Genomic DNA, 19,820 nt, shown 5'->3' on the forward strand with positions numbered 1-19,820 from the left:
CGTCGACCATGAACATCTACAGCGGCCTGTTGTTCCTGCAGGGGCACATCACCCACGTCGATCTGGCGCGCCAGCTGGCGGGTGGGGAAACGGCGCCCAGGGCGCCCTCGCCCTCGGATAAGCGGGAGGCGGCATGCGGTGCAGCAGGGAACGGCGATGAGGCGCGTCCGGGTGCGCCACGGCAACGGGACGCGTGCGCCGATGCCTGAGTGTGCGGACGCGCGTCTGCAGCCACGCATGGCGTGGCTCTACCGGGGGGCCGGCAGCACGCGTGGCTGCTGGTCGTACCACTCGCGTGCGCCGGCCAGGTGCCACTTGCGCTCCTGGCCGTCCAGTTCGATTCCCGCGCCCAGAACGCCCCAGCGCAGGTACAGGTTGCCGCGGCGCCGCGCCTCGGCCAGGTCCAGCCGCGCGCGTAGCGACAGCCGCTCGTTTTCGGCCTGCAGGTCATCCACCCACATTTCGCCACTGCGCCAGCGCAACTGCCCGCTGGCCTGCACCTCGCCGGAATCGAGCATGCCCAGCACCCAGCGCGGGTACGCGCTGCGCTCGGCGAACACGCCCAGCAGCGGCCCCGCATCGCGCAGGCGCAGATCGGCCTGGGCGGTGACCTCAAACGGTGCGGCTGCATCGATGTGGCCCTGGCGCAGTGCCACCGTGCCCCACCAGTTGGCCTGTCCGCCAGTGTCGCCGACCTGGATGTTGCGCAGCGCCACGGTGGTGCCGCCCAGGTCGAACTGCTTCGCATCGAAATCGGCCCGCTTGACGCGCGCCTGCAGCTGCGCATCGCCACGCAGCGCGATGCCGGCCACCTGCAACTGTGCACCACGGCCGCGCAGGTCGGCCCGGCCGGTACCCACGCGGCCGGACGAATCCAGTTCCACATCGCCACTGAGCAGGCCGGTGCCACCGAGCAGGCGCACATTGCCGGTGCCGCCGCCCAGGTAGCGGTTGTAGGCGGTCAGGTCGGGCACCCGCGCGTCGTTGAAGCGCAGGTGCGCACGCATGCCGTCACGCAACTGCTGCAGGCGCGCGTCGCCGCGCAGGGTCAGCGCCATCGCACGGCCATCGAACAGCAGCGCCTTGGGTGCCCCGGTCGGTGCGGCGCGGAACTCGGGAATCTTGACGTCCAGCTGCGCCTGCGCCGGCTCGCCGGCCACGATGCTGCCGTGCGCATTGGCCTGCCCAAGCAGCCGCACCCCGGCCACCTCGGCCACGGCCGCCACCTGCGGGATGTCCAGCGTACTGCCCGCCGCCAGCTGGCCATCGGCAATCTTCAGGTCGCCTTCCAGCAGGCCGCCGCCATCGAGGTGGAACCACGGCTTGCGCACGAACAGATCGGAGATCCAGTTCAGCGACTCGAACTTCCATGCGCCCTGCACCTGCCCGGTCAGCCGCGGCAGCAGTTCGGCCGGGGCGCGGAACGGGATTTTACGGCCCGTTATACGCAGGTCGGCATGCAGTTCGCTGCCGGTTTCCGTGTCACGGGGCAACCGTGCCTGCACGCGCATGTCCTGCGCCACATCCAGCTGCAGCGCCAGCAGCCCGCGATCGTCGGCGTTGACCCCGGCATGCACCGGCACCCGCCACACCACCCGGCTGCCGGGTTGCAGCGCGCCCCGGTCCAGTACCACGTCGCCGGTAAGACGGGCGTTCGACGGCGCGCTGCCGACGCTGACGTGCGGTCCGCCGGTGTCGATTTCCACGGCGCGGCTGCGCGCATCCACCTGCAGTTGTGCCCAGGTGATGTCCAGCTTGCGCAGGCCCGGCGCTTCGTCGCGGTAGTGGCGCGGGAAATGGAACCGCGCCGCAAGGTGGGCGTCATCGAGCACCCGTACCCCGCCCACGGTCACCTCGGCCTTCTCGAACCCGGCCGTGGAGTCGAACAATTCAGACGGCCCGCCCTTCAACTGCTTGAGGAAGCCGACGGTGCCGTGCCCCTGCCCGGCAATGAACAGCGTGCCGAAACGACCGCTGCGGATGCTGTCGCTGTGGATCGCGTCGAAGCGCAGCGTCCAGCCGCGGTCGCCGCGCGGCGGCGGCGGAATGCCCTTGTCCACGCGCTCGACCTCGGCCTCCACGCCCGTGGCCTCGATCCGCGGTATGCGCACCTCACGGCGGAACAGCGCCGGCAGGTCGATCCAGGCGCCCGCGCGGTCGGCACGGAAAATGTAAACCGTGTGCCCGGCCTGCCCGCGCATGCGCACGTTCCAGACCACGGCGTGCCCAGGCAGCAGGGTCAGCGCCGGCCCGGTCTGCATGCTGAACTTTTCAGGTTTGCGGTTGGTGACCGCGTCGAACAACGGCGTATTGAGGAACACGTTGCCGGCGATCAGGTACAGCGCATACAGCGCCAACAGCGAGAGCAACGCCACGCGCCATGGCCGGGGCCAGCGCCGGACGCGCTCGGGAATCAGGGGCATGTAGATACGCGCGCGGAAGCAGAATGACCCCCACACTATCGGCAGACGGCTGGCGCAGCCGCGTGAAGACGAAGCACGACGGCGACGGGCCGGCTGTTCCACGCGGGCTGCGGACGCCGTTGCGGCGGCGCACGGCTTGCCGCTACTGTGCAATCGCGCCGGCATCGATCGCTGCCGGACCGAAGACAGCAAGGAGCGTGCCGGCATGATGCAAGTCGTGGAGACCTTCGGCCTAGAACTGATGGCCTGGATGGGGGGCGTGGCAGCGGGGTATCTGGCGTGGGCGTCCGCGCCGTTCTGGTGGCCCGCGATGCGGGCGTTCGGCGGCCGTCGCCGGCTTCCGCGCCCGCTGCTGTTCAGTACCTGCGCCGGGTGCATGGCCTATGCGGCGTACCTGGCGTTCCTGGTCGCACTGCGCCTTCTGATCCTCGCGGCACCGCCCGTGTCCGCCGCGCTGGATCAGCTGGCATCACACCCCGGCATGGCCGCGACGCTGCTTGCCGCACTCGTGTACGGCCTGCCCCTGCTGGTGTTTACCGGATGGGCTGCGCGCTTTCTCGGCGCACGCTGGGCGCGGCTCCTGCCGCCGCCCCTTGATGCGCGGCCCGCAACATGATCCGTGAAGACGCTATCCTCCATGGTCTGGTGCTGCTCTGGGTGTCAGTACCGTTGTGGGCGCCGGCCCTGCGCGCCTGCCTGCCCTGGCGTCGCCTTCCCTGCGCCGGCAGGTTCACCCTGACGGTTGCGGCGCTGGTCTACGGCGCCTTCGCCGCCTGCGTGGCGCTGGTGATGCTGCCGGCAGAGGTGCTGGCCATATTCATCGGCCCGCAACTGCTCGAGATGGGCTCACCCGCCGGCCGCTGGGTGAGCGCGCTGCATGCCGATGTCGTGGTGCCGGTGTTTTCGGCCTTCATCCCGGCGCTGCCCGGCGTGACCTGGGTGGTCATGCTGTTGCTGGCCAGGCGCTGGCCGGTCATCTGCGCCCGACTGGGCCTGCACGTCCTGCCTGTCCCCCAGCCATCCCCAGACAGCACAGGCGCCTAGCGGGCGAATGCCGTTCAGTGCGCCGCCGCGTCCGGCAGCGTGGCGATCACCTTGATTTCCACGTCGAACCCATACAACCAAGTCACCCCGATGCCGGTCAGGGTCGGATACGGCGCCTGGCCCCAGTACTCGGGCACGATCGCCCAGACGCGTTCGAAGATCGCCTCGGGATCGACCAGGAACACGGTCACGTCGACCACATCGTCGAACGTGCAGCCGGCCGCGCCCAGCACCGCGTTGAGGTTCTCGAATGCGCGCCGTACCTGGTCCTCAAGCACCGGTTCGGGCGAGCCGTCCTCGCGGCTGCCGACCTGTCCGGATACGAACAGGAAGCCATTAGCGCGTACCGCCGGCGAATAGCGGTTGCGTTCGTACAGGGCCTGCCGGCCCGGCGGGAAGACCACGTCACGGGTTGCCATCGTTTTCTCCAAGGGCCATCAGGCCGATCCAGTGCACTGCCGCCACGGTAGGCCGACGCGGCCCCGTGATAAACGCCCCACACCGACCATCACTGTTTGTAGAATCCAAACAATTCCTCCCGGATGCCCCGCATGGACCGGTTCGACGCAATGCAGGCCTTCGCCCGGGTGGTGGAAACCGGCAGCTTCACCAAGGCCGCGCAGAGCCTGCACCTGAGCAGGACCACGGTTACCCAGCTGGTGCAACAGCTGGAGGCGCGGTTGCGCGTGCGCCTGCTCAATCGCACGACGCGGCAGGTCAACCTCAGCGCCGACGGCGCGGCCTACTACGAGCGCGTGTTGCGCCTGCTGGCCGACATCGACGATGCCGAAACCAGCCTGTCCGGCGCAGCCGCCGCGCCGCGCGGGCGCCTGCGCGTGGATGCGCCCGCGCCCCTGGCGCGCCTGATCCTGGCGCCGGCACTGCCCGGCTTCCATGCGCGTTACCCGGAGATCCAGCTGCACCTGGGTGTCAGCGACCGCAATGTCGACCTGATCGACGAGCGCGTGGACGCGGTAATCCGCGGCGGCGAGATCACCACGCCGTCACTGGTGGCCCGTCGCATCGGCGACCTGCCCGCTGGCCTGTACGCCGCGCCGGCCTACCTGGCGCAGGCCGGCACACCGGTGGACCCGCACGACCTGGAAAACAGCCCCCACCACATCGTCGGCTACCTGCGCGCGCGCACCGACACGGTGTTGCCCTATGCCCTGCGCCGCGACGACCAGCAGCGCGACGTGCACGGGCGGTATCTGCTGGCGGTGGATGATGGCAACGCCTATCTGGCTGCGGGCGTGTCCGGGCTGGGCGTGTTGTGGCTGCCCGAGTACATGGCCGCCGCGCACGTGGCCAACGGCGAGCTGGTGCGCGTGCTGCCGGACTGGCAGGTGGCGCCCATGCCGCTGTATGTTGCGTTTCCGCCGAACCGCCACGTCAGCGCCAAGCTGCGCGTGTTCATCGACTGGGTCGCGGCGCTGCTGGAAACGGTCGCCCCGGTCCAGACGCTGCGCCCGCGCTGACCCTGCTGTCACTGACCCGCTTGACCGAGACCGCCATGCCCCGTCGCTTCCGTGCCGCCCTGCTTGTCGCCCTGGCCTTCGGTGGACCGGCGGTGGCGCAGACCCCTGCGCCCCCGACCACACAGGACCCGGCGCTGACCGCCTTGTTCGACTGCCACTTCGGCTACGCCCAGCAGCACTTCCGCAGCACTGCCAGCGCCACCGAAATCGCTACGGCGGCCGCCTCGTACTGCGAACCGGCCTTGCAGGCGGCCGGGCTTGGCACCTATCTGCGCGCGCTGGATGCCGGGTTGCCGGCAGACAGCGCGGAGGCGTCACGCATCGGCATGCTCGACGAACTGCGCGCCATGCTGCCCGGCTTCACCATCGACAAGGTCCTCCAGTTCCGCGCTGCCAGCGACGCACCCTGAGTTGGCGCGCGCCTTCACCCACAACCCGAACGCCTTCATCACCTCCACCACCGGCTGCAGCCGTCGGCCGTCGTCGGTGAGGGCGTACTCCACCTTCACCGGCACGGTGGGATACACGGTGCGCCTGATCAGCCCGGCCTCTTCCAACGCGCGCAGGTCCAGGGTGAGCATGCGCTGCGAGATCGCCGGGATGTCGCGGCGCAAGTCGTTGAAGCGCTTCGCACCATCCAGCAGATACGAGGCGATCAACAACCGCCAGCGTCCGCCCAGCAGACGCATCGCCTCTTCCACCGAGCAGCCCGATACGTTGTCTTTCATGGTGGGGCCTCGCGTGTGCCAACAGGTATACATTATGTACCTACACCACGAAATAGTGCCTTCTTCCGTTTTTATACCGCGCCCCTAGAATGCGCCGGGACGCCTCCCATCGAGGCCCCCGCCCTGCACCTGGATACCGCGATGAAGCTCTACTACCTGCCTGCCGCCTGCTCGCTCGCCCCGCACATCGTGCTCAACGAACTCGGCCTGGATGCCACCCTGGTCAAGGTCGACCACCGCAACCATCGCACCGAACACGGTGAGGACTACCTGCAGATCAACCCGCTGGGCTATGTGCCGGCGCTGGCCCTGGATGACGGCAGCGTGCTGCGCGAAGGCGCTGCGATCCTGCAGTACCTGGCCGACCAGAAACCCGAACGCGGTCTGGCCCCGGCCGTCGGCAGCCCTGATCGCTACCGGCTGCAGGAATGGCTCAGCTTCCTTGGCACCGAGATCCACAAGGGCTTCATTCCACTGCTGTACGCGGTGGCCGCCGGCAAGTACGTGGACACGGCACGCCCGAAACTCGAACAGCGCTTCGCCTGGATCGACCAGCAGCTGGCCGACCGCGACTACCTCATGGGGGATCATTTCAGCGTGGCCGATGCCTACCTGTTCGCCTTGCTCGGCTGGGGACAGGCGGCGTGGCTCACCTCGTACTACAAGGCAGATATCCACTTCGACGGCCTGCAGCATCTGCAGGCGTGGTATGCCCGCGTGCGTGCGCGGCCATCGGTGCAGCAGGCACTGGCCGCCGAAGGACTGCAGTAACGGCCTGTATGGCCGCATGCCGGGTCGACGCGTGGCGCTACGAGCGCCACATCAGAATCAACACCACCATCAGCAGCATGGCGCCCGCGCCGATGCCCAACAGGCCAAGCTGGATATCGGCCATCCGCGAAATGCGTGCATCGCCCAGCTGCCGGTGGCGGCGCAGGAACAGGAAACGTGCATAGTCTGCATTGCCATGATGGTGCCGGCCCAGCCCGAAGGTGTGCGGCTGCCCGAGCGCGGTGAACACGTCGGGGTGATCCCGGCGCAGCCACAGCAGCATCACCACATTGAATGGCAGGCTGGCGATGATCAACAGAAACGCGATCAGCAGCAGCCGCCCCAGGATTTCTTCCATACCTGCTCCCCCGAGCGTATTACGCGCGGCCATCCCCGATGGCGCTGGCGCGATGATAGCCCAGGGCTGCGCTTGCCGGATGGATGTCAGCGCCCGGCCACTGCGGTCTGCGCGCGCGACCGCGGCAACGGGTGGATGGCCAGCGTATCGCCACGGCAGACATCCACCGCGTGATACACCGCGCGGCGGCCGTTGCCGAAGGTCATGCGCAGGTCGAAGCGGCAACCCTGCTCGCCCAGCCGCACCACGCTGCTGCCACCGCCACCGGGCAGCACCTCGATCGGGCGCGCGACGAACGCATCGCTGCCGGCCGGTGCCACCTCCAGCGCCACCACGCTGTCATGCGCGCGGTTGAGCAGGCCCAGGTAACGGGCCTCGCCAGCGTGGGCGTGGGCGGCGGCGCCGAGTGAAACAGCCAGCAGCGGGCAGATCAGGACGGTGCGTATCAGGTTCATGGCGGCATCTCCGTGGCGGTGAAGGACACCCGCATCAGGCGCTTCCCACCGGCCGCCGCCAACCGATCCGGGACCAATCGTCGCCACGCGCGGGCCAATCGTAATGGGCCGCCATGGCGCTTCCCGCCCCCTGCCCCCACGCCTAAGATGAGCCTACCGCACACGCGCGGCGCAGGACCGACGATGCTCATCCGCCTTGGCAGTACCCAGATCCGCCTGTCCCGCTACATCGCCCTGTGGACGATGGTGGCCCTGGTGTTCGCCGTGCAGAACGCCATCAACGTGGGCATGCCCCGCACCGACTGGCCTTTCTGGGACCTGGCCCGCTGGTCGCTGATCCAGTGGTACACGTGGGCGGCGCTGGCACCAACGGTGTTCCGTCTCGCCGAACGTTTCCCGATGCGCGGCACCGGGCGCTTCCATGGGCTGGGCGCGCAGGTGCTGGCCAGTCTGTGCGTCACGTTCGCCGCGATGATTCTGGGCGCGCTGGTCTCCACCCTGTTCGAACCCAGCGGGTTTGCCGAGCAGCTGGGGTACTTCCTGGAGCAGCACTTCGCCATTGGCCTGCTGACCTACTGGACGCTGTTTGCGATCCAACAGGCCCTGCATTTCCACGCTGAAAAGGCCCGGCGCGAACTGGAAGCCAGCCAGCTGGCCACCGAGCTGGCGCAGTCGCGCCTGCTGTCGCTGAAGGCGCAACTGCAGCCGCACTTCCTGTTCAACACGCTGCACGCGATCATCACCCTGCTGGACGAAGACACGCTGTCGGCCGAAGACATGCTGCTGCGCCTGAGCGAGCTGCTGCGGGCCTTCCTGGAAGACTATGACGGCCAGGAGATCAGCCTGCGCCAGGAACTGGACCTGATCGAGCTGTACCTGGGCATCCAGCGCATCCGCTTCAAGGACCGGCTGACCACCCGCACCTATATCGCCCCGGATACGCTGGACTGCGCCGTGCCCAGCCTGATCCTGCAGCCGCTGGTGGAGAACGCATTGCGCCACGGCATCGGCCAGCGCGTGGGCAGTGACACCATCGAAATCGAGGCGCGGCGCGACGGCGACGCGCTGTGCATCGAGGTGCGCAACCGCAACAGCACGTTGTCGACCGAGCCGCCGGTGTCGGCCGGGCATGGCATCGGCATGTCCAACACCCGGCTGCGCCTGAAGGAGCTGTATGGCGATGCCGGCGAGGTGCGGCTGGACATGCTCTGGCCCGAAGGCGTGGCGTGCCGCATCCGGGTGCCGTTCCGGGTGCTGGAGAGCGCTGACGACGCGCCCGAGTTCACCCCCGGGGTGGCGCCGGCATGACCCTGACCGTACTGGTGGTCGACGACGAACCGATCGCCCGCCATGCCATCGTTCGCCTGCTGCGCGACGATGCCGACATCGAGATCGTCGGCGAGTGCGGCGACGGCGTGTCTGCGGTGGCGGCCATCCGCAACCAGTCGCCGGACCTGGTGTTCCTGGACATCCAGATGCCCGCCATCAACGGCATGGACGTGGTGGCCACCATCGGTGCCGAACGCATGCCGGCCACGGTCTTCGTGACCGCCTACGAGCAGTACGCGGTGAAGGCGTTCGAAGCCAACGCGGTGGACTACCTGGTCAAACCGTTCAGTCGCGAGCGCTTCGCCGCCACGCTGCAGCGGGCCAAGGCCCGGCTGTCGGCCGCGGCCGGGGTGGGCGCGCAGGCGTCGGCGCAGATCCTGCAGGCGCTGGATTCGCTGCGCCAGCGCGACGACTACCTGCAGCGGCTCCCGGTGCGCGTGGATGAGCACGTGGTGCTGGTGGCGGTGGATGACATTGTCTGGATCAAGGCGGCCGGCAACAACGTGGAAATCCACCTGGCCGACCGCATGCACGCGCTGCGCGACACCATGGCCAGCCTCGCCGCGCGCCTGGATCCACGCCACTTCGCCCGCGTGCACCGCTCGGCCATCGTCAACGTGCGCCGGGTCAAGGCGATCCATCCGTGGTTCAACGGCCACCATGTGGTGACCCTGGATACCGGCCAGCAACTGCGCATGAGCCGCTACCAGAACGAGGCGTTCCTCAAGCTCGTCTCCACGCGAACCCCGTAGCGCCGGGCTCTGCCCGGCTGCGAGACAGCCGAGCCCCGTAGAGCCGGGCTCTGCCCGGCTGCGGAACCACCGCGCCCGTTCGGCCACGCACAGCATCCATCACGCAACCAACCCGCGCTCCTCGGCGCGCAGGGTCAGCACCTCCACCCCGTCGGCGGTCACCAGCACCGTATGCTCGGCCTGCGCCGACAGCTTCCCGTCGCGCGTGGTCACGGTCCAGCCATCGTCGCTCATGTCGATGGCCGCGCGGCCCTGGTTGATCATCGGCTCGATGGTGAAGGTCATGCCCTGCTCCAGCACCAGCCCGTCACCGCGCCGGCCGTAGTGCAGCACCTGCGGCTCTTCGTGCATTTCCTGGCCGATGCCGTGGCCGCAGAATTCCTTGACCACGCTGTAGCCGTGCGCCTTGGCATGCTGCTGGATCGCAAAGCCGATGTCGCCCAGCGTGGCGCCCGGCCGCACCACGCCAATGCCTTTCCACATCGCCTCGCGGGTCACCCGTACCAGCCGCTTGGCCGCGTAGTCGACTTCGCCGATCAGGTAGGTCTTGCTGGAATCGGCGATGTAGCCGCCCTTTTCCAGGGTGATGTCCAGGTTGACGATGCTGCCGCTGCGCAGCACCGCATCGGCCGAGGGCACGCCGTGGCAGACCACGGTGTCGATCGAGCTGTTGAGCACGTAGGCAAAGCCGTACTGGCCCTTGCTGGCCGGCCGCGCCTGCAGGTGATCGACGATGAAGCGCTCCACCCAGTCGTTGACCTGCAGCGTGCTCATGCCCTCCAGCGGCAGCTGGTCCAGTGCCTCGAACACCTGCGCCAGCAAACGGCCGGAGGCGCGCATCAAGGCCTGTTCTTCCAGCGTCTTGATCATGCCTCGGCCACCCGCAACGCGCCGGGCGCAACCCCGGCCGCACGCAGTTCGCGGCTGACGATCTCCTGGTAGCTCATGCCGGGGTTCATCTCGCACAGCATGCCGATCTTGATCCAGAAGCCGGCCTGGGCGTTGATCGAGCGGCCGGAGACGCCGCTGGCGCGGCGCAGGTTGTCGTGCAGTTCGTCGTCGATGTTGACGATGCCCATGGGCTGGCGTCCAGATGATTGATATACACATCATATATGTTCCGTATATCCACGCCAACCGCGTCCTGCGCCATTGACCGCTGCAGGCATGAGAACATCCGCGTGCTTGACCCACCATGCCAACAAGGAAGCAGCAGATGGGAAAGATCGCCATAGGCACCACAGGTGCGATTGCCGTGATCACCGGCGTGGCGTTGCTGGGCTTCTCCCCTGCGGGCTGCAGCTGTATCAGCCCGGTCAACCTGCTGTCCTTCGCGGCCGGCTACAGTGCGCCCGGTATCCTGCTGAGTCCGGCGGCGCTGGAAGCCGGTCTGAACAAGACGCTGCACGGCATGCCGCTCGCGCCGCAGCGCAGCGCCCTTGGAGACGACTACTGCCAACAGACCACCCCCGAGCGGATGGTCTGCCGCATCCCGGTGCACACCTCGCTTTTGTTGGCGCATGGGCTGGATGTCACCTTCCAGGCCAGTGGGGGGCGCATCACCCGCGTATCGGTCGCGCGCGCCGTCTGGCTGGGCGACTGATCAGCAATACGCGGTCGCCTCGATCTCGAACAGCATCCCGTCCAATGCCAACCGCGGCACGGGAATCAAGGTGCAGGTCGGTGCCCGGCCCAGCGGCCAGCGTTGGCCGATCTGCGCGGACAGCATGCCCAACCGGTCCTGGTCATGGTCCACTACCAGCACCGTCAGCTTGGCCACGTCGGCCAGGCCGGCACCGGCGGAGGCCAACGCCACCACCAGGTTGTCCAGGGCTTGCGCCACCTGCACCTCGAAGCGCGGCGAGAGCGCGCCGTCGGCGGTTTCCCCGCCCTGCCCGGCCACGTGGATCACCCGCGCCGGCAAGCGCACCACCGCCACGTGCGAGTAGCCGTTGGCACTGGGGTCATACAGACCGGCGGGATTGATGAAGCCGAACAGACCGGCCGGTGCAACGGGGGTGTCACTGAACATGGGGCGTGCATCCAGGGAGGGAGCGCGCAGTGTCCGACCTCAACTGAAGTTGAGGTCAACGACAATCGTTGGAATGCTGCGGTCCACGCCGAGCGGGTAGTTCGATGCCGCCTAGGTCCAGGCCGGATCGGCGGTGAAATCGATGGTCAGCCAGAACTCGCTGCCGCGCGCGTCCAATCGCTCGGCGATCTCGTCACGCAATGCATCCACGTTGCCGATGGTGCCGATCACGGTGTCCGGGTGGGTCAGGATGTGGATCTCGACGAACCGCATGCGCCCCATCTTGGCCACATGGCTGGTGAAGTCCAGATAGCCGTGCTCGGCCACGAAGGCACTCATCACCGCCTGCACGCGTGCGTCCAGCGTATCCGGTGCCACCTGCAGCACCTCGCGCATGGCCTTCCAGGCACTGCGCAACGGGACCGGCAGCACTGCAACGCTGATGGCCGCCAGCACCAACGGGTCCAGATAGGGGATCCAGTGCGCATGCGCGCCGTCGCGCAGCACCAATGCGATGCCGAAGGCCAGCACCACCGCCAGGCTCATCAGGCCGCTCAACAGCCAGGCCCGCACGTCCAGCCACAGCAACGCCGACTGCAGCCGCAGCGCACGGGTCCGCACGAACGCGGCCATCGCCAGGTTGCTCACACACAGCACGGTCGCCCACCCCAGCGCGGGCCCGGCCTTGACCTCATGGCCGCCGGTGGTCAGCCCGATGATCGAATTGGCCAGCGCGTAGATGCAGGCCAGCGACAGGATCGCCCCGCCCAGTGCCTCCACCATCGGCTCCAGGTGCCAGTAGCCGTACTGGAAGCGCGGGCTTTCCTCCCGCGCCACCAGCCGCAGCACCGACAGCGCCACCAGGGTCAGGGCCACGTCGACCAGGCTGTACACGCCGTCGAACAGGATGGCCTGCGAACCCACCAGCAGGCCACCGGCAAAGCCGGTGGCACTGACGGCCAGGGTCACCGCGATCGAGAATGTCAGGACCCGCTGCTCGCGTGCTGTATCCATCGCTTGCCGAGGGCCTGACCGGACTCAGACCTTCAGCACCTCCACCTTGTAGGTTGGCGTAGCGCCGTCGCGGTCGATGATAAGCCCATGCACGTCCGACTCGAAGCCCGGGAAGCGGGCGTTCTGCTCGCGGGCAATGCGCAGCGACTGGATGATCGGCTCGTCGCTGGCCCCGAAGCGCTCGCCCGGCATGATGGTCGGGATGCCCGGCGGGTACGGCACCAGCATGGTGCCGGCGATGCGGCCGCTGATCGCCTCGATGTCGACCCGTTCGATCTGCCCGCGCACCAGGTGGTCGTATGCCTCGGCCGGGGTCATCACCGGCTCGGGCAGGTCCACGTACATCTCGCGCATCACCTTGGGCACGGCGAACTCACGGTTGAATTCATGCAGCGCCTGGCACAGGTCGCGCAGGCCCCAGCCGGCATAGGCCACCGGGTAGTCGGCGGCCAACCCCGGCAGCGCCCGGCTCAGCGGCGCATTGGCGTCGTAGAGCTCCTTGAACGCCATCAGCTCGGTCACCAGCGTGCTCCACTTGCCCTTGGTGATGCCCATCGAGAACAGGAACAGCACCGAGTACAGGTTGGTCTTTTCCACGGTGATGCCGCGCGTCCACAGGAACTTGCTCAGCACCGCGGCGGGAATGCCGCGTTGACCGATCTCGCCGTCGATCGACAGCCCCGGCGTCAGCAGGGTCACCTTGATCGGGTCGATCAGCACGTAGTCTTCGACCAGCCCGTCAAAGCCATGCCAGTGCGCATCGGGCTGCAGGTACCACTCGCTGCGCTTGGCCACCATCGGCGCCGGTGCATCGCCCTTGGCCAGCGAACGCTCCAGCTTGTCCGGCTGCCAGACGCTGAACCACCAGTCGTCGCGGCCCAGGTCCTCGCGTACATGCAGCATCGCGCGGCGGAACGCGATCGCCTCGTCGTGCATTTCCTGCACCAGCGATTCGCCGGCCGCGCCCTCCATCATCTTCGAGGCCACATCGCAGGCCGCGATCACCCCGTAATGCGGGCTGGTGGTGGTGTGCATCATGAACGCTTCGTTGAAGCGCTCGGCATCCAGCTCGCGCGAGGCCGCATTGCGCACGTGGATCATCGAGGCCTGCGAGAAGGCGGCCAGCAGCTTGTGCGTGGAGTGGGTGGTGAAGATGATCGCGTCCTGCTCACGCGGCTTGCCCTTGGCCATGCCGTAGTGATTTTCGTAGAACGGATGGAACGCCGCATAGGCGTACCAGGCCTCGTCGAAGTGCAGGAAATCGACCGCGCTGCCGATCTCCTCGGCGATCTTTTCCGCGTTGTAGCACAGGCCGTCATAGGTGGAATTGGTGACCACCGCGATGCGCGGCTTGGAGCCGGCCTTGAACGCCTTGCTGGCCAGCGGATTGGCGGCGATGGCCTGGTGCAGCGACTCGGGCGTGAACTGGTCCAGGCTGATCGGGCCGATGATCCCATGCGCGTTGCGGCTGGGGGTGAAGTACACCGGGATGCCGCCGGTCATGATCAGCGAGTGCAGCAGCGACTTGTGGCAGTTGCGATCCACGAACACCACATCGCCGCGACCCACCGTGCCGTGCCAGACGATCTTGTTGGCCGTGGAGGTGCCGTTGGTGACGAAGAAGGTGTGGTCCGCGCCGAAGTTGCGCGCCGCCTCGTCCTCGGCCGCCTTGATCGGGCCGGTATGGTCCAGCAGCGACCCCAGCTCCGGCACCGAAATCGACAGATCGCTGCGCAGGGTGTTCTCGCCATAGAACTGGTGGAACGCGCGCCCCACCGGTGACTTGGTGAACGCCACGCCGCCGGCATGCCCGGGCGTATGCCAGGAGTAGTTGGACTCGGCCGTGTGGTGGATCAGCGCCTTGAAGAACGGCGGCAGCAGGTTGGCCATGTAGTCTTCGGCCGCCCGCATCACCTGGCGCGAGATGAAGCTCTTGGTGTCTTCGAACAGGAAAATGTAGCCGTGCACGTACTTGAGCAGCTTGCTGGGCACCTTCTCGATCGTGCGCCGCTCGCCATACAGGAACACCGGCAGGTTGCCGCGGCGCGCGCTCTGCTCGCGCAGGAAGCCGAGCAGGCGCTGGAACTGTTCGGGCTTGTCCTCGGTGCCGTCGATGGAGATCAGCACCGCCGAGGCCGCCACATAGGTCCGCGCGCCGGCCTGGGCGTCAGCCAGGGTCAGGCCGCACAGCACGCGCTGGTCGTTCTTGCGCAGCTCCTCGACCAGCGCACGGATCAGGATGCCCCCGATGCGCGGGGACTCGTAATCGTCATCGATGACGATGATGGGGTAATCAAGCGACTTGAAATACACAGGCATTCTCCTGGGGGAAGATCACGAAAGCGTCGTGCGGACGGCAGCGTCCAGCGCGGGCAGCTGGCCACGCTGGCGGCGGCGCTCCTCGCTGAAGAACGGGTAGAACACCGTAATGAACAGCACGAACAGGAAGGCGTACTGGACGATGCTGCCCGACGACCCGAAGATCGCCCACAGGCAGTACACCACCGTGACGCTGGTGAGCAGCCAGAACGCACCGGTATGCACCAGCGTGTGCGAGCGCTCGACCACGAAGTAGCAGGCCACGCACGAATAGATGTAGGGCAACAGGGTCAGCACCACGGCGGCGGAGGTAATCACGTCGAACTGCGCCGACGCGGTTGCCGACGTCGAGGTGACCAGCACCGCCAAGGTCATCAGCACCGCCACGATCAGCACGCCCTTGACCGGCACGTCGTCCTTGTTGGTCTTGCTGAAGATGCTGGGGAACAGGCCGTCATCGGAGGCGGCCTTGGCGCTTTGCGCGGTCAGCAGGATCCAGCCACCCAGCGAACCGGCCGCGCCGACGAAGGCGCACAGGCTGACCAGCGCCCCACCCCACCCGCCCACCGCATTGGCGGCGGCCAGCGCGAACGGCGCATCGGACACCTGCAGGTCGCCGTTGGGCACCATGCCCATGATCACCGAGGAGCTGGCGATGTAGGCAATGGCGGCAAGGAACACGCCGGCCAGCGTGGCGCGGGCCACGTTCTTTTCCGGGTTTTCCACCACGCCAGCGGTGACCGATGCCGACTCCACGCCGATGAAGGCCCACAAGGTGAGCGCGGCGGCGCTGGAGATCGCGCCGAAGTTGGATTCACCGGACACGTTGTAGGCGCCCTTGAAGATCGTCGGGTCGAAGAAGAACCAACCGAAGATGGCGATGCCCAGAATCGGCACCAGCGCGAAGCTGGTGGTCACCGTCTGCAGTTTGCTCACGAATGAGGGGCCGATCACGTTGGCGAAACTCAGTGCCCAGACCAGTGCCAGCACGGCCAGGCAGCGCGGCAGCGGCTCGGACAGGATCGGGAAGAAGTAGCTGAAGTAGCCCACCGCCGCGATCGGAATGGCCACGTTGCCGATCCAGTTGGCGAACCAGTAGATGGTGTTGGTCTGGAAGCCCATGTACGGGCCGAACCAGTCGCGCGCATAGGCGTACGGGCCACCGGCCTTGGGCGCCAGCTTGCCCAGCTTGGCGAACACGAAGGCCAGCAGCAGCGCGCCGGCCGTGGTGATCAGCCACCCCCAGATCGACGCCGTGCCGATCTTGGCCAGGCTGGAGGGCAGCAGGAACACCCCCGAACCCATCATGTTGCCGGCCACCAGGAAGGTGGCACCGACCACCCCGATTTTCTTTGCTTCTGCCATGACGGTTTCTCCTTTGCCAGGCATGGGCCCGGTCGCGCCGGGCGGTAGGGTCTACTTGATGAAGTTGTATTGCAGGCTGCCCTGCAGCCGCACCGTGTCGCTGCGCTGCCCGCGCTGTTGCTCCAGTTGCCCGTACAGCAGTTCCATGCCCATGGTCCAGGACGGCGCCGGGCTCCACAGCAGGTTGAACACGCCGTAACGGCTGCGGCGGAAGGCGTCGTCGGCGAGCGCGGCGTTGCGCTCGCCACTGAGCTGGCCGTAGATCAGGTTGGAGCGCCACATCGGCGTCCAGTAGTGGGTGTAGCCGACGAAACCGCCGTGCAGCCGCAGCAGCGCCAGGCGCCCATCATCGGCCACCACCGCATCCATGCCCGAGCCGGTGAGGTCGGCGGTATAGCGGGCAATGCCCTTGCCGCCCAGCGCGCCAAACAGCAGCAGGTCCTGCTCGCCGACCGCGGCCGAGCCGCTGAGCTGCAGGCCACCGCCGATGCGGCGATCATCACCGGCGTCGCCGTCGTAGGCGAGGCTGCGCGCCACCATGCCGATCTGCAGGTGCCCCCAGTCGCGCTCCATGCGCGCGGTGAGGGACACGTCCGGGGCCTGGTCCACCGCGCGGATGCCGTCGGCCGGTGCGCTCAGCTGCGTGTCCGGGTCTTCGGCGGCCAGGGTCAGGGTGTTGCCCTTGCCGAGCGAAAAACTGTGGTGGATGCCGGCCACCAACAGGTAGCCGGCCGCGCCGGGGCCGGCGAAGTCCAGCGTGTCGGGCAGGCTGTCGGCGTCCATGAAACTGGAATAGCCGTAACCGGCGTAGGTATTGCCCAGCTGCCCATACGCGTGGCGCAGGCGGAACTGATAACTGTCGCTGCTGCCGAAGAAGTCGTTCTCCAGGTAGAAGCGCAGGTTGCCGTGGGTAGTGGGGCGGCGCGCTTCGAAGCTGAAACGGGTCTGCTTGGCGTGCATGTTGAAGTTGGACACATCGCGGTGCGCGCTGCCCACCGGGATCGATGACGGAATGAACTGGTCCTCGTCACCGGCCGCGCGTGCATCGGCGATGGCATCCAGCTTGGCGTACCCGCCGATGCGGATCAGCGTATCGGTGCCGGGAATGGCGAAGAACCCTTTGAGTTCGGGATCGGTCGGACCGGCGGCACTGTCCGGGCGCGACGCCGCCGAAGACGGGTCGGAGACCGAATCGCGCGGCGGCAGGATGGCCTGTCCCCCGCCTGGCACCTGGACCGCTGCGGGCGGTGGCAAGGCGGATGGGCTGGCCTGCGCGATGGCTGCAGGCGCGGGTGTTGCCTTAGCCGTGGCTGGGACGGACTCCAACGCATCCAGGCGCTTTTCCATCGCCTCCAGGGTCTGCCGCAGGGTACGGATCTCCTGCCGCAACGCATCGGCCGAATCCTGCGCACGGGCAGGCGCAGCCACCACCACCGCAGCACACGCAAACGTCAGTACAGCCAGGCGCATCACGTTCTCCATGAACCGCGAACAGCCTTGCCAACCAGCTCCGCTGCGCCTGCGCGCGCGGCCCTGGTCGGCAACCCGGTACTGCAATGCAGGCGCAGCACACGCGCGGCATGCGCCGGCGAACCGATCGCATGCACAGCGTGGTGGACACACCCGCGTGGGATTCCCTCCTCATCCCGGGAGGCATGACGGAAACAACCCGCCTGCCAGCGCCCTGAGTAACAATGGCTGGGTGAGCACGTTGTGAAGTCTGCCGGTCGTTGCGATGACAACGGCGCATGCACACGCGAGCCATGGCGAGGGGTTGAGACGAAGGAAGTCATGCGCACAGGCTAATGTGCGTGTCGTTTCCGGCCTTGATTCAGATCAAGTGCACCGCGTCGCGCATGTGCAGGTCCCGGCGAAGCACGCCTCGGGCGCCTACATCCTCCCTACATCGGCAGGTCTGCAGGCGCGCGCGCCGGCGTTGCACCGGCGCGCGTTTCATTCGATCACACAGCGGCTCAGCGCTTGCCCATCACCAGGTCCATGTCCTGGCCCTGCGGCATGCCGGAACGGCGCTGCAGCATGCCCTTGTCATCCTTGAACAGGATGCCCGGGGTGCCCTGGAAGCCCATTTCGATCATCAGCTCCTGGTTGGCATCGAGCTTGTTGGCCACCTCCGGGCTCAGCTTCGCCACCGGCTTGATCCCGCCCTTGTCGAAGTTGTGCTCGTTCTCGAGCAGTGCCGCGCTCGGGTTCGGTGCGGTCAGGATGGCAGCGGCCTTGGCCGGGCTGTCTTCGCGGATCACACCCACCATGATGTGCCGCAGCTGCACCTTGCCGCTGTCCACCCACGGCCGCGCGGCTTCCCAGAAGCGGTGGCAGTACGGGCAGTTGGCATCGCTGAAGGTGTACACCACGCGCGGCGCATCGGCGCGGCCGTCGCGCACCCAGGCGCTGGCATCCAGCTTGTTCCACATCTTTTCCGACATCGGCTTGGCCGCCAGCTTGTCCAGTGGTGCCTCGCTGACATCCTCGCCATTGGCGTCGAACAGGCTGCCCACCAGAACGTGCTTGCCATCGGGGGTCACGTAGGCCGCGGCCGGCTGCTGGCCGCCCACCACGCCGGCGAAGCCACGCAGGCCGCCCGGCGCATCAAACTCGCCCACCACCTCGAAGCCGTGCTTCTGGATGCCCTTGAGCACTGCCGGGTATTCACCGGCCTTGGCGGCGGCAACCGGCTTGGCGGCCTTGGCCGCGTCGGGGGCGCTGGGCGACTGGGCCTGGCTGCAACCGGCCAGGCCCATCAACAGCGCAGCGGCAAGCAGCGAGCCCAGTGCGGGCGGCGATTTCAACAGCATGGCAACTCCTGGAAGCAACAAAATGTAAGGTGCCGCGCGTTCAGCGCAGCGCATCGAGCCGGGCCTGCAGACCGGCTGCACTGAGTTCCCCCATGTGCAGGCCCTGCAACCGGCCACGTGAATCAAAGAACAGGGTAGTCGGATATGCGTGCACCTGCAGCCGTTCGGCGGTGAGGCTGTCCGGGTCGAGCAGCACATGCTGTAGCACCAGGTTCTGGCTGGACAGGAACTGCTGCACGTCTTCCGCGCTTTCGCCCTGGTTGACGAACACGAAACGCACGTTGGGTTCGCGCTGCTGTGCCGCAGAGAAGATCGGCATCTCGCGCCGGCAAGGGGCGCACCAGGTGGCCCACAGGTTGACCACCACCGGCTTGCCTTCGGTGTCTGCCAGTGCGACCGGCTGCCCCTGCAGCGATTGCAGGGTCACGGCCGGCAAGGCGATGCGCGACTGCTGCAGGTGGGCCATGCCCAGCGACAACCCCGCCCAGCACAGGATGCCCGCCACTGCCCCGGCCCATACCGGCCTGCGGAGCGCCGGCCAGCGGCGCAGCCGCCATGCCGCCCAGCCCATGCCGACCAGCACCGCCACCACCGGCAGGAAACCGCCATCGCCCAGGCGCAGCAGCGCCCACGGGTCGGCGGCGTACGCGCGCCAATGCAGCACCACGAACCCCACCCGCCCGCCAAGCAAACCCAGGAACACCATGTCCAGCAGCATCGCTGCAGGCTTGGGCTGCCCCTCCTTCGGCGGCGGCTGCCACCACCGCGCCACGCCGATGGCCAGCAGCCATCCCAGCAATACCCACACGACGCCCAGCGGTACCGGGCCAACACTGCTCATCATCCATCCATCTCCACCGCGGCTGCGTGCAACGCATCCGCGATTGTTCTGCTACAACCCCGGCGGCATGGTCACAGCCCATCGCGCATCCGGCAAGC

Annotated in this window: 23 protein-coding genes; 9 read left to right on the forward strand and 14 right to left on the reverse strand. The window is 67.6% G+C overall.

What is annotated here, in order from left to right; all coding sequences use genetic code 11:
* The first annotated feature begins 8 nt into the window (after positions 1–8).
* Positions 9–209 carry a hypothetical protein gene (locus tag AC6CHL_RS03140; protein ID WP_498293313.1) on the forward strand — a complete coding sequence of 67 codons (201 nt, stop codon included), beginning with the start codon at positions 9–11 and terminating at the stop codon, positions 207–209.
* 39 nt (positions 210–248) lie between these two features.
* On the opposite strand, the gene AC6CHL_RS03145 is transcribed toward AC6CHL_RS03140, so the two are convergent.
* Positions 249–2,423, reverse strand: coding sequence for a translocation/assembly module TamB domain-containing protein (locus AC6CHL_RS03145; protein ID WP_498293315.1), 2,175 nt, complete (start codon positions 2,421–2,423; stop codon positions 249–251).
* 205 nt (positions 2,424–2,628) lie between these two features.
* On the opposite strand from AC6CHL_RS03145, the gene AC6CHL_RS03150 reads away from it, so the two are divergent.
* A complete protein-coding gene (locus AC6CHL_RS03150) occupies positions 2,629–3,039 on the forward strand; it encodes a hypothetical protein (RefSeq protein WP_498293317.1) in 411 nt (136 codons plus the stop codon).
* Positions 3,036–3,467, forward strand: a complete 432-nt coding sequence (locus AC6CHL_RS03155; protein ID WP_498293319.1) for a hypothetical protein — start codon at positions 3,036–3,038, stop codon at positions 3,465–3,467. Before AC6CHL_RS03150 ends, AC6CHL_RS03155 begins: the two co-directional genes overlap by 4 nt.
* A gap of 14 nt (positions 3,468–3,481) precedes the next feature.
* Here AC6CHL_RS03155 and AC6CHL_RS03160 read toward each other — a convergent pair whose 3' ends face one another.
* Positions 3,482–3,886 carry a RidA family protein gene (locus AC6CHL_RS03160; RefSeq protein ID WP_463601164.1) on the reverse strand — a complete coding sequence of 135 codons (405 nt, stop codon included), beginning with the start codon at positions 3,884–3,886 and terminating at the stop codon, positions 3,482–3,484.
* Between the two features lie 132 nt (positions 3,887–4,018).
* Here AC6CHL_RS03160 and AC6CHL_RS03165 point away from each other — a divergent pair, with 132 nt between their 5' ends.
* Both AC6CHL_RS03165 and AC6CHL_RS03170 read left to right on the forward strand, forming a co-directional pair.
* Complete coding sequence (locus AC6CHL_RS03165; protein WP_498293320.1) at positions 4,019–4,945, forward strand: LysR family transcriptional regulator; 927 nt, start codon at positions 4,019–4,021, stop codon at positions 4,943–4,945.
* A 35-nt stretch (positions 4,946–4,980) separates the two neighbouring features.
* Positions 4,981–5,355 (forward strand): hypothetical protein, encoded by a 375-nt coding sequence (locus tag AC6CHL_RS03170; protein ID WP_185753491.1) that lies wholly within the window; start codon positions 4,981–4,983, stop codon positions 5,353–5,355.
* On the opposite strand, the gene AC6CHL_RS03175 is transcribed toward AC6CHL_RS03170, so the two are convergent.
* Positions 5,260–5,673 (reverse strand): winged helix-turn-helix transcriptional regulator, encoded by a 414-nt coding sequence (locus AC6CHL_RS03175; RefSeq protein WP_498293322.1) that lies wholly within the window; start codon positions 5,671–5,673, stop codon positions 5,260–5,262. The genes AC6CHL_RS03170 and AC6CHL_RS03175 overlap by 96 nt on opposite strands.
* 141 nt (positions 5,674–5,814) lie before the next feature.
* Here AC6CHL_RS03175 and gstA point away from each other — a divergent pair, with 141 nt between their 5' ends.
* Positions 5,815–6,444, forward strand: a complete 630-nt coding sequence (gene gstA, locus AC6CHL_RS03180; RefSeq protein ID WP_498293324.1) for a glutathione transferase GstA — start codon at positions 5,815–5,817, stop codon at positions 6,442–6,444.
* Positions 6,445–6,481: 37 nt separating this feature from the next.
* On the opposite strand, the gene AC6CHL_RS03185 is transcribed toward gstA, so the two are convergent.
* Both AC6CHL_RS03185 and AC6CHL_RS03190 read right to left on the reverse strand, forming a co-directional pair.
* Entirely contained in the window at positions 6,482–6,802 is a 321-nt protein-coding gene (locus AC6CHL_RS03185) for a hypothetical protein (RefSeq protein ID WP_498293326.1), read from the reverse strand.
* 86 nt (positions 6,803–6,888) lie between these two features.
* Positions 6,889–7,257: a hypothetical protein gene (locus AC6CHL_RS03190; RefSeq protein ID WP_498293328.1), complete on the reverse strand. Its 369-nt coding sequence runs from the start codon at positions 7,255–7,257 to the stop codon at positions 6,889–6,891.
* A 183-nt stretch (positions 7,258–7,440) separates the two neighbouring features.
* Here AC6CHL_RS03190 and AC6CHL_RS03195 point away from each other — a divergent pair, with 183 nt between their 5' ends.
* Both AC6CHL_RS03195 and AC6CHL_RS03200 read left to right on the forward strand, forming a co-directional pair.
* Positions 7,441–8,565 (forward strand): sensor histidine kinase, encoded by a 1,125-nt coding sequence (locus AC6CHL_RS03195; protein ID WP_447594202.1) that lies wholly within the window; start codon positions 7,441–7,443, stop codon positions 8,563–8,565.
* Positions 8,562–9,338: a LytR/AlgR family response regulator transcription factor gene (locus tag AC6CHL_RS03200; protein WP_038687906.1), complete on the forward strand. Its 777-nt coding sequence runs from the start codon at positions 8,562–8,564 to the stop codon at positions 9,336–9,338. Before AC6CHL_RS03195 ends, AC6CHL_RS03200 begins: the two co-directional genes overlap by 4 nt.
* Positions 9,339–9,437: 99 nt before the next feature.
* On the opposite strand, the gene map is transcribed toward AC6CHL_RS03200, so the two are convergent.
* On the reverse strand, positions 9,438–10,208 hold the full coding sequence (gene map / locus AC6CHL_RS03205; RefSeq protein WP_498293330.1) for a type I methionyl aminopeptidase: 771 nt from the start codon (positions 10,206–10,208) through the stop codon (positions 9,438–9,440).
* Positions 10,205–10,417, reverse strand: coding sequence for a ParD-like family protein (locus tag AC6CHL_RS03210; protein ID WP_038687903.1), 213 nt, complete (start codon positions 10,415–10,417; stop codon positions 10,205–10,207). Before AC6CHL_RS03210 ends, map begins: the two co-directional genes overlap by 4 nt.
* A 137-nt stretch (positions 10,418–10,554) precedes the next feature.
* On the opposite strand from AC6CHL_RS03210, the gene AC6CHL_RS03215 reads away from it, so the two are divergent.
* Positions 10,555–10,941 carry a hypothetical protein gene (locus AC6CHL_RS03215; RefSeq protein WP_498293332.1) on the forward strand — a complete coding sequence of 129 codons (387 nt, stop codon included), beginning with the start codon at positions 10,555–10,557 and terminating at the stop codon, positions 10,939–10,941.
* On the opposite strand, the gene AC6CHL_RS03220 is transcribed toward AC6CHL_RS03215, so the two are convergent.
* The 7 genes from AC6CHL_RS03220 to AC6CHL_RS03250 form a co-directional block, all read right to left on the reverse strand.
* Positions 10,942–11,370 carry a RidA family protein gene (locus AC6CHL_RS03220; protein ID WP_498293333.1) on the reverse strand — a complete coding sequence of 143 codons (429 nt, stop codon included), beginning with the start codon at positions 11,368–11,370 and terminating at the stop codon, positions 10,942–10,944.
* A gap of 111 nt (positions 11,371–11,481) precedes the next feature.
* A complete protein-coding gene (locus AC6CHL_RS03225) occupies positions 11,482–12,384 on the reverse strand; it encodes a cation diffusion facilitator family transporter (protein WP_498293335.1) in 903 nt (300 codons plus the stop codon).
* A 24-nt stretch (positions 12,385–12,408) separates the two neighbouring features.
* Complete coding sequence (locus tag AC6CHL_RS03230) at positions 12,409–14,697, reverse strand: Orn/Lys/Arg family decarboxylase (protein ID WP_038687897.1); 2,289 nt, start codon at positions 14,695–14,697, stop codon at positions 12,409–12,411.
* A gap of 21 nt (positions 14,698–14,718) precedes the next feature.
* Positions 14,719–16,068, reverse strand: a complete 1,350-nt coding sequence (adiC, locus tag AC6CHL_RS03235; protein ID WP_038687895.1) for an arginine/agmatine antiporter — start codon at positions 16,066–16,068, stop codon at positions 14,719–14,721.
* 51 nt (positions 16,069–16,119) lie between these two features.
* Positions 16,120–17,691 carry a DcaP family trimeric outer membrane transporter gene (locus tag AC6CHL_RS03240; protein WP_498293337.1) on the reverse strand — a complete coding sequence of 524 codons (1,572 nt, stop codon included), beginning with the start codon at positions 17,689–17,691 and terminating at the stop codon, positions 16,120–16,122.
* A gap of 350 nt (positions 17,692–18,041) precedes the next feature.
* Positions 18,042–18,881, reverse strand: a complete 840-nt coding sequence (gene dsbG / locus AC6CHL_RS03245) for a thiol:disulfide interchange protein DsbG (RefSeq protein ID WP_498293339.1) — start codon at positions 18,879–18,881, stop codon at positions 18,042–18,044.
* Positions 18,882–18,921: 40 nt separating this feature from the next.
* The gene (locus AC6CHL_RS03250) at positions 18,922–19,722 is read right to left on the reverse strand and encodes a redoxin domain-containing protein (protein WP_498293341.1); all 801 of its coding nucleotides are present in this window, start codon (positions 19,720–19,722) and stop codon (positions 18,922–18,924) included.
* Between the last annotated feature and the right edge of the window lie 98 nt (positions 19,723–19,820).

The sequence above is a fragment of the Stenotrophomonas sp. GQ19 genome, assembly GCF_059758695.1.

What these genes read in the sequence shown, in the direction of transcription:
- AC6CHL_RS03140 (WP_498293313.1), top strand. Translation starts at nt 9, where the DNA reads ATGAACATCTACAGCGGCCTGTTGTTCCTGCAGGGGCACATCACCCAC.
- AC6CHL_RS03145 (WP_498293315.1), bottom strand. Translation starts at nt 2,423, where the DNA reads ATGCCCCTGATTCCCGAGCGCGTCCGGCGCTGGCCCCGGCCATGGCGC.
- AC6CHL_RS03150 (WP_498293317.1), top strand. Translation starts at nt 2,629, where the DNA reads ATGATGCAAGTCGTGGAGACCTTCGGCCTAGAACTGATGGCCTGGATG.
- AC6CHL_RS03155 (WP_498293319.1), top strand. Translation starts at nt 3,036, where the DNA reads ATGATCCGTGAAGACGCTATCCTCCATGGTCTGGTGCTGCTCTGGGTG.
- AC6CHL_RS03160 (WP_463601164.1), bottom strand. Translation starts at nt 3,886, where the DNA reads ATGGCAACCCGTGACGTGGTCTTCCCGCCGGGCCGGCAGGCCCTGTAC.
- AC6CHL_RS03165 (WP_498293320.1), top strand. Translation starts at nt 4,019, where the DNA reads ATGGACCGGTTCGACGCAATGCAGGCCTTCGCCCGGGTGGTGGAAACC.
- AC6CHL_RS03170 (WP_185753491.1), top strand. Translation starts at nt 4,981, where the DNA reads ATGCCCCGTCGCTTCCGTGCCGCCCTGCTTGTCGCCCTGGCCTTCGGT.
- AC6CHL_RS03175 (WP_498293322.1), bottom strand. Translation starts at nt 5,673, where the DNA reads ATGAAAGACAACGTATCGGGCTGCTCGGTGGAAGAGGCGATGCGTCTG.
- gstA (WP_498293324.1), top strand. Translation starts at nt 5,815, where the DNA reads ATGAAGCTCTACTACCTGCCTGCCGCCTGCTCGCTCGCCCCGCACATC.
- AC6CHL_RS03185 (WP_498293326.1), bottom strand. Translation starts at nt 6,802, where the DNA reads ATGGAAGAAATCCTGGGGCGGCTGCTGCTGATCGCGTTTCTGTTGATC.
- AC6CHL_RS03190 (WP_498293328.1), bottom strand. Translation starts at nt 7,257, where the DNA reads ATGAACCTGATACGCACCGTCCTGATCTGCCCGCTGCTGGCTGTTTCA.
- AC6CHL_RS03195 (WP_447594202.1), top strand. Translation starts at nt 7,441, where the DNA reads ATGCTCATCCGCCTTGGCAGTACCCAGATCCGCCTGTCCCGCTACATC.
- AC6CHL_RS03200 (WP_038687906.1), top strand. Translation starts at nt 8,562, where the DNA reads ATGACCCTGACCGTACTGGTGGTCGACGACGAACCGATCGCCCGCCAT.
- map (WP_498293330.1), bottom strand. Translation starts at nt 10,208, where the DNA reads ATGATCAAGACGCTGGAAGAACAGGCCTTGATGCGCGCCTCCGGCCGT.
- AC6CHL_RS03210 (WP_038687903.1), bottom strand. Translation starts at nt 10,417, where the DNA reads ATGGGCATCGTCAACATCGACGACGAACTGCACGACAACCTGCGCCGC.
- AC6CHL_RS03215 (WP_498293332.1), top strand. Translation starts at nt 10,555, where the DNA reads ATGGGAAAGATCGCCATAGGCACCACAGGTGCGATTGCCGTGATCACC.
- AC6CHL_RS03220 (WP_498293333.1), bottom strand. Translation starts at nt 11,370, where the DNA reads ATGTTCAGTGACACCCCCGTTGCACCGGCCGGTCTGTTCGGCTTCATC.
- AC6CHL_RS03225 (WP_498293335.1), bottom strand. Translation starts at nt 12,384, where the DNA reads ATGGATACAGCACGCGAGCAGCGGGTCCTGACATTCTCGATCGCGGTG.
- adiC (WP_038687895.1), bottom strand. Translation starts at nt 16,068, where the DNA reads ATGGCAGAAGCAAAGAAAATCGGGGTGGTCGGTGCCACCTTCCTGGTG.
- dsbG (WP_498293339.1), bottom strand. Translation starts at nt 18,881, where the DNA reads ATGCTGTTGAAATCGCCGCCCGCACTGGGCTCGCTGCTTGCCGCTGCG.
- AC6CHL_RS03250 (WP_498293341.1), bottom strand. Translation starts at nt 19,722, where the DNA reads ATGAGCAGTGTTGGCCCGGTACCGCTGGGCGTCGTGTGGGTATTGCTG.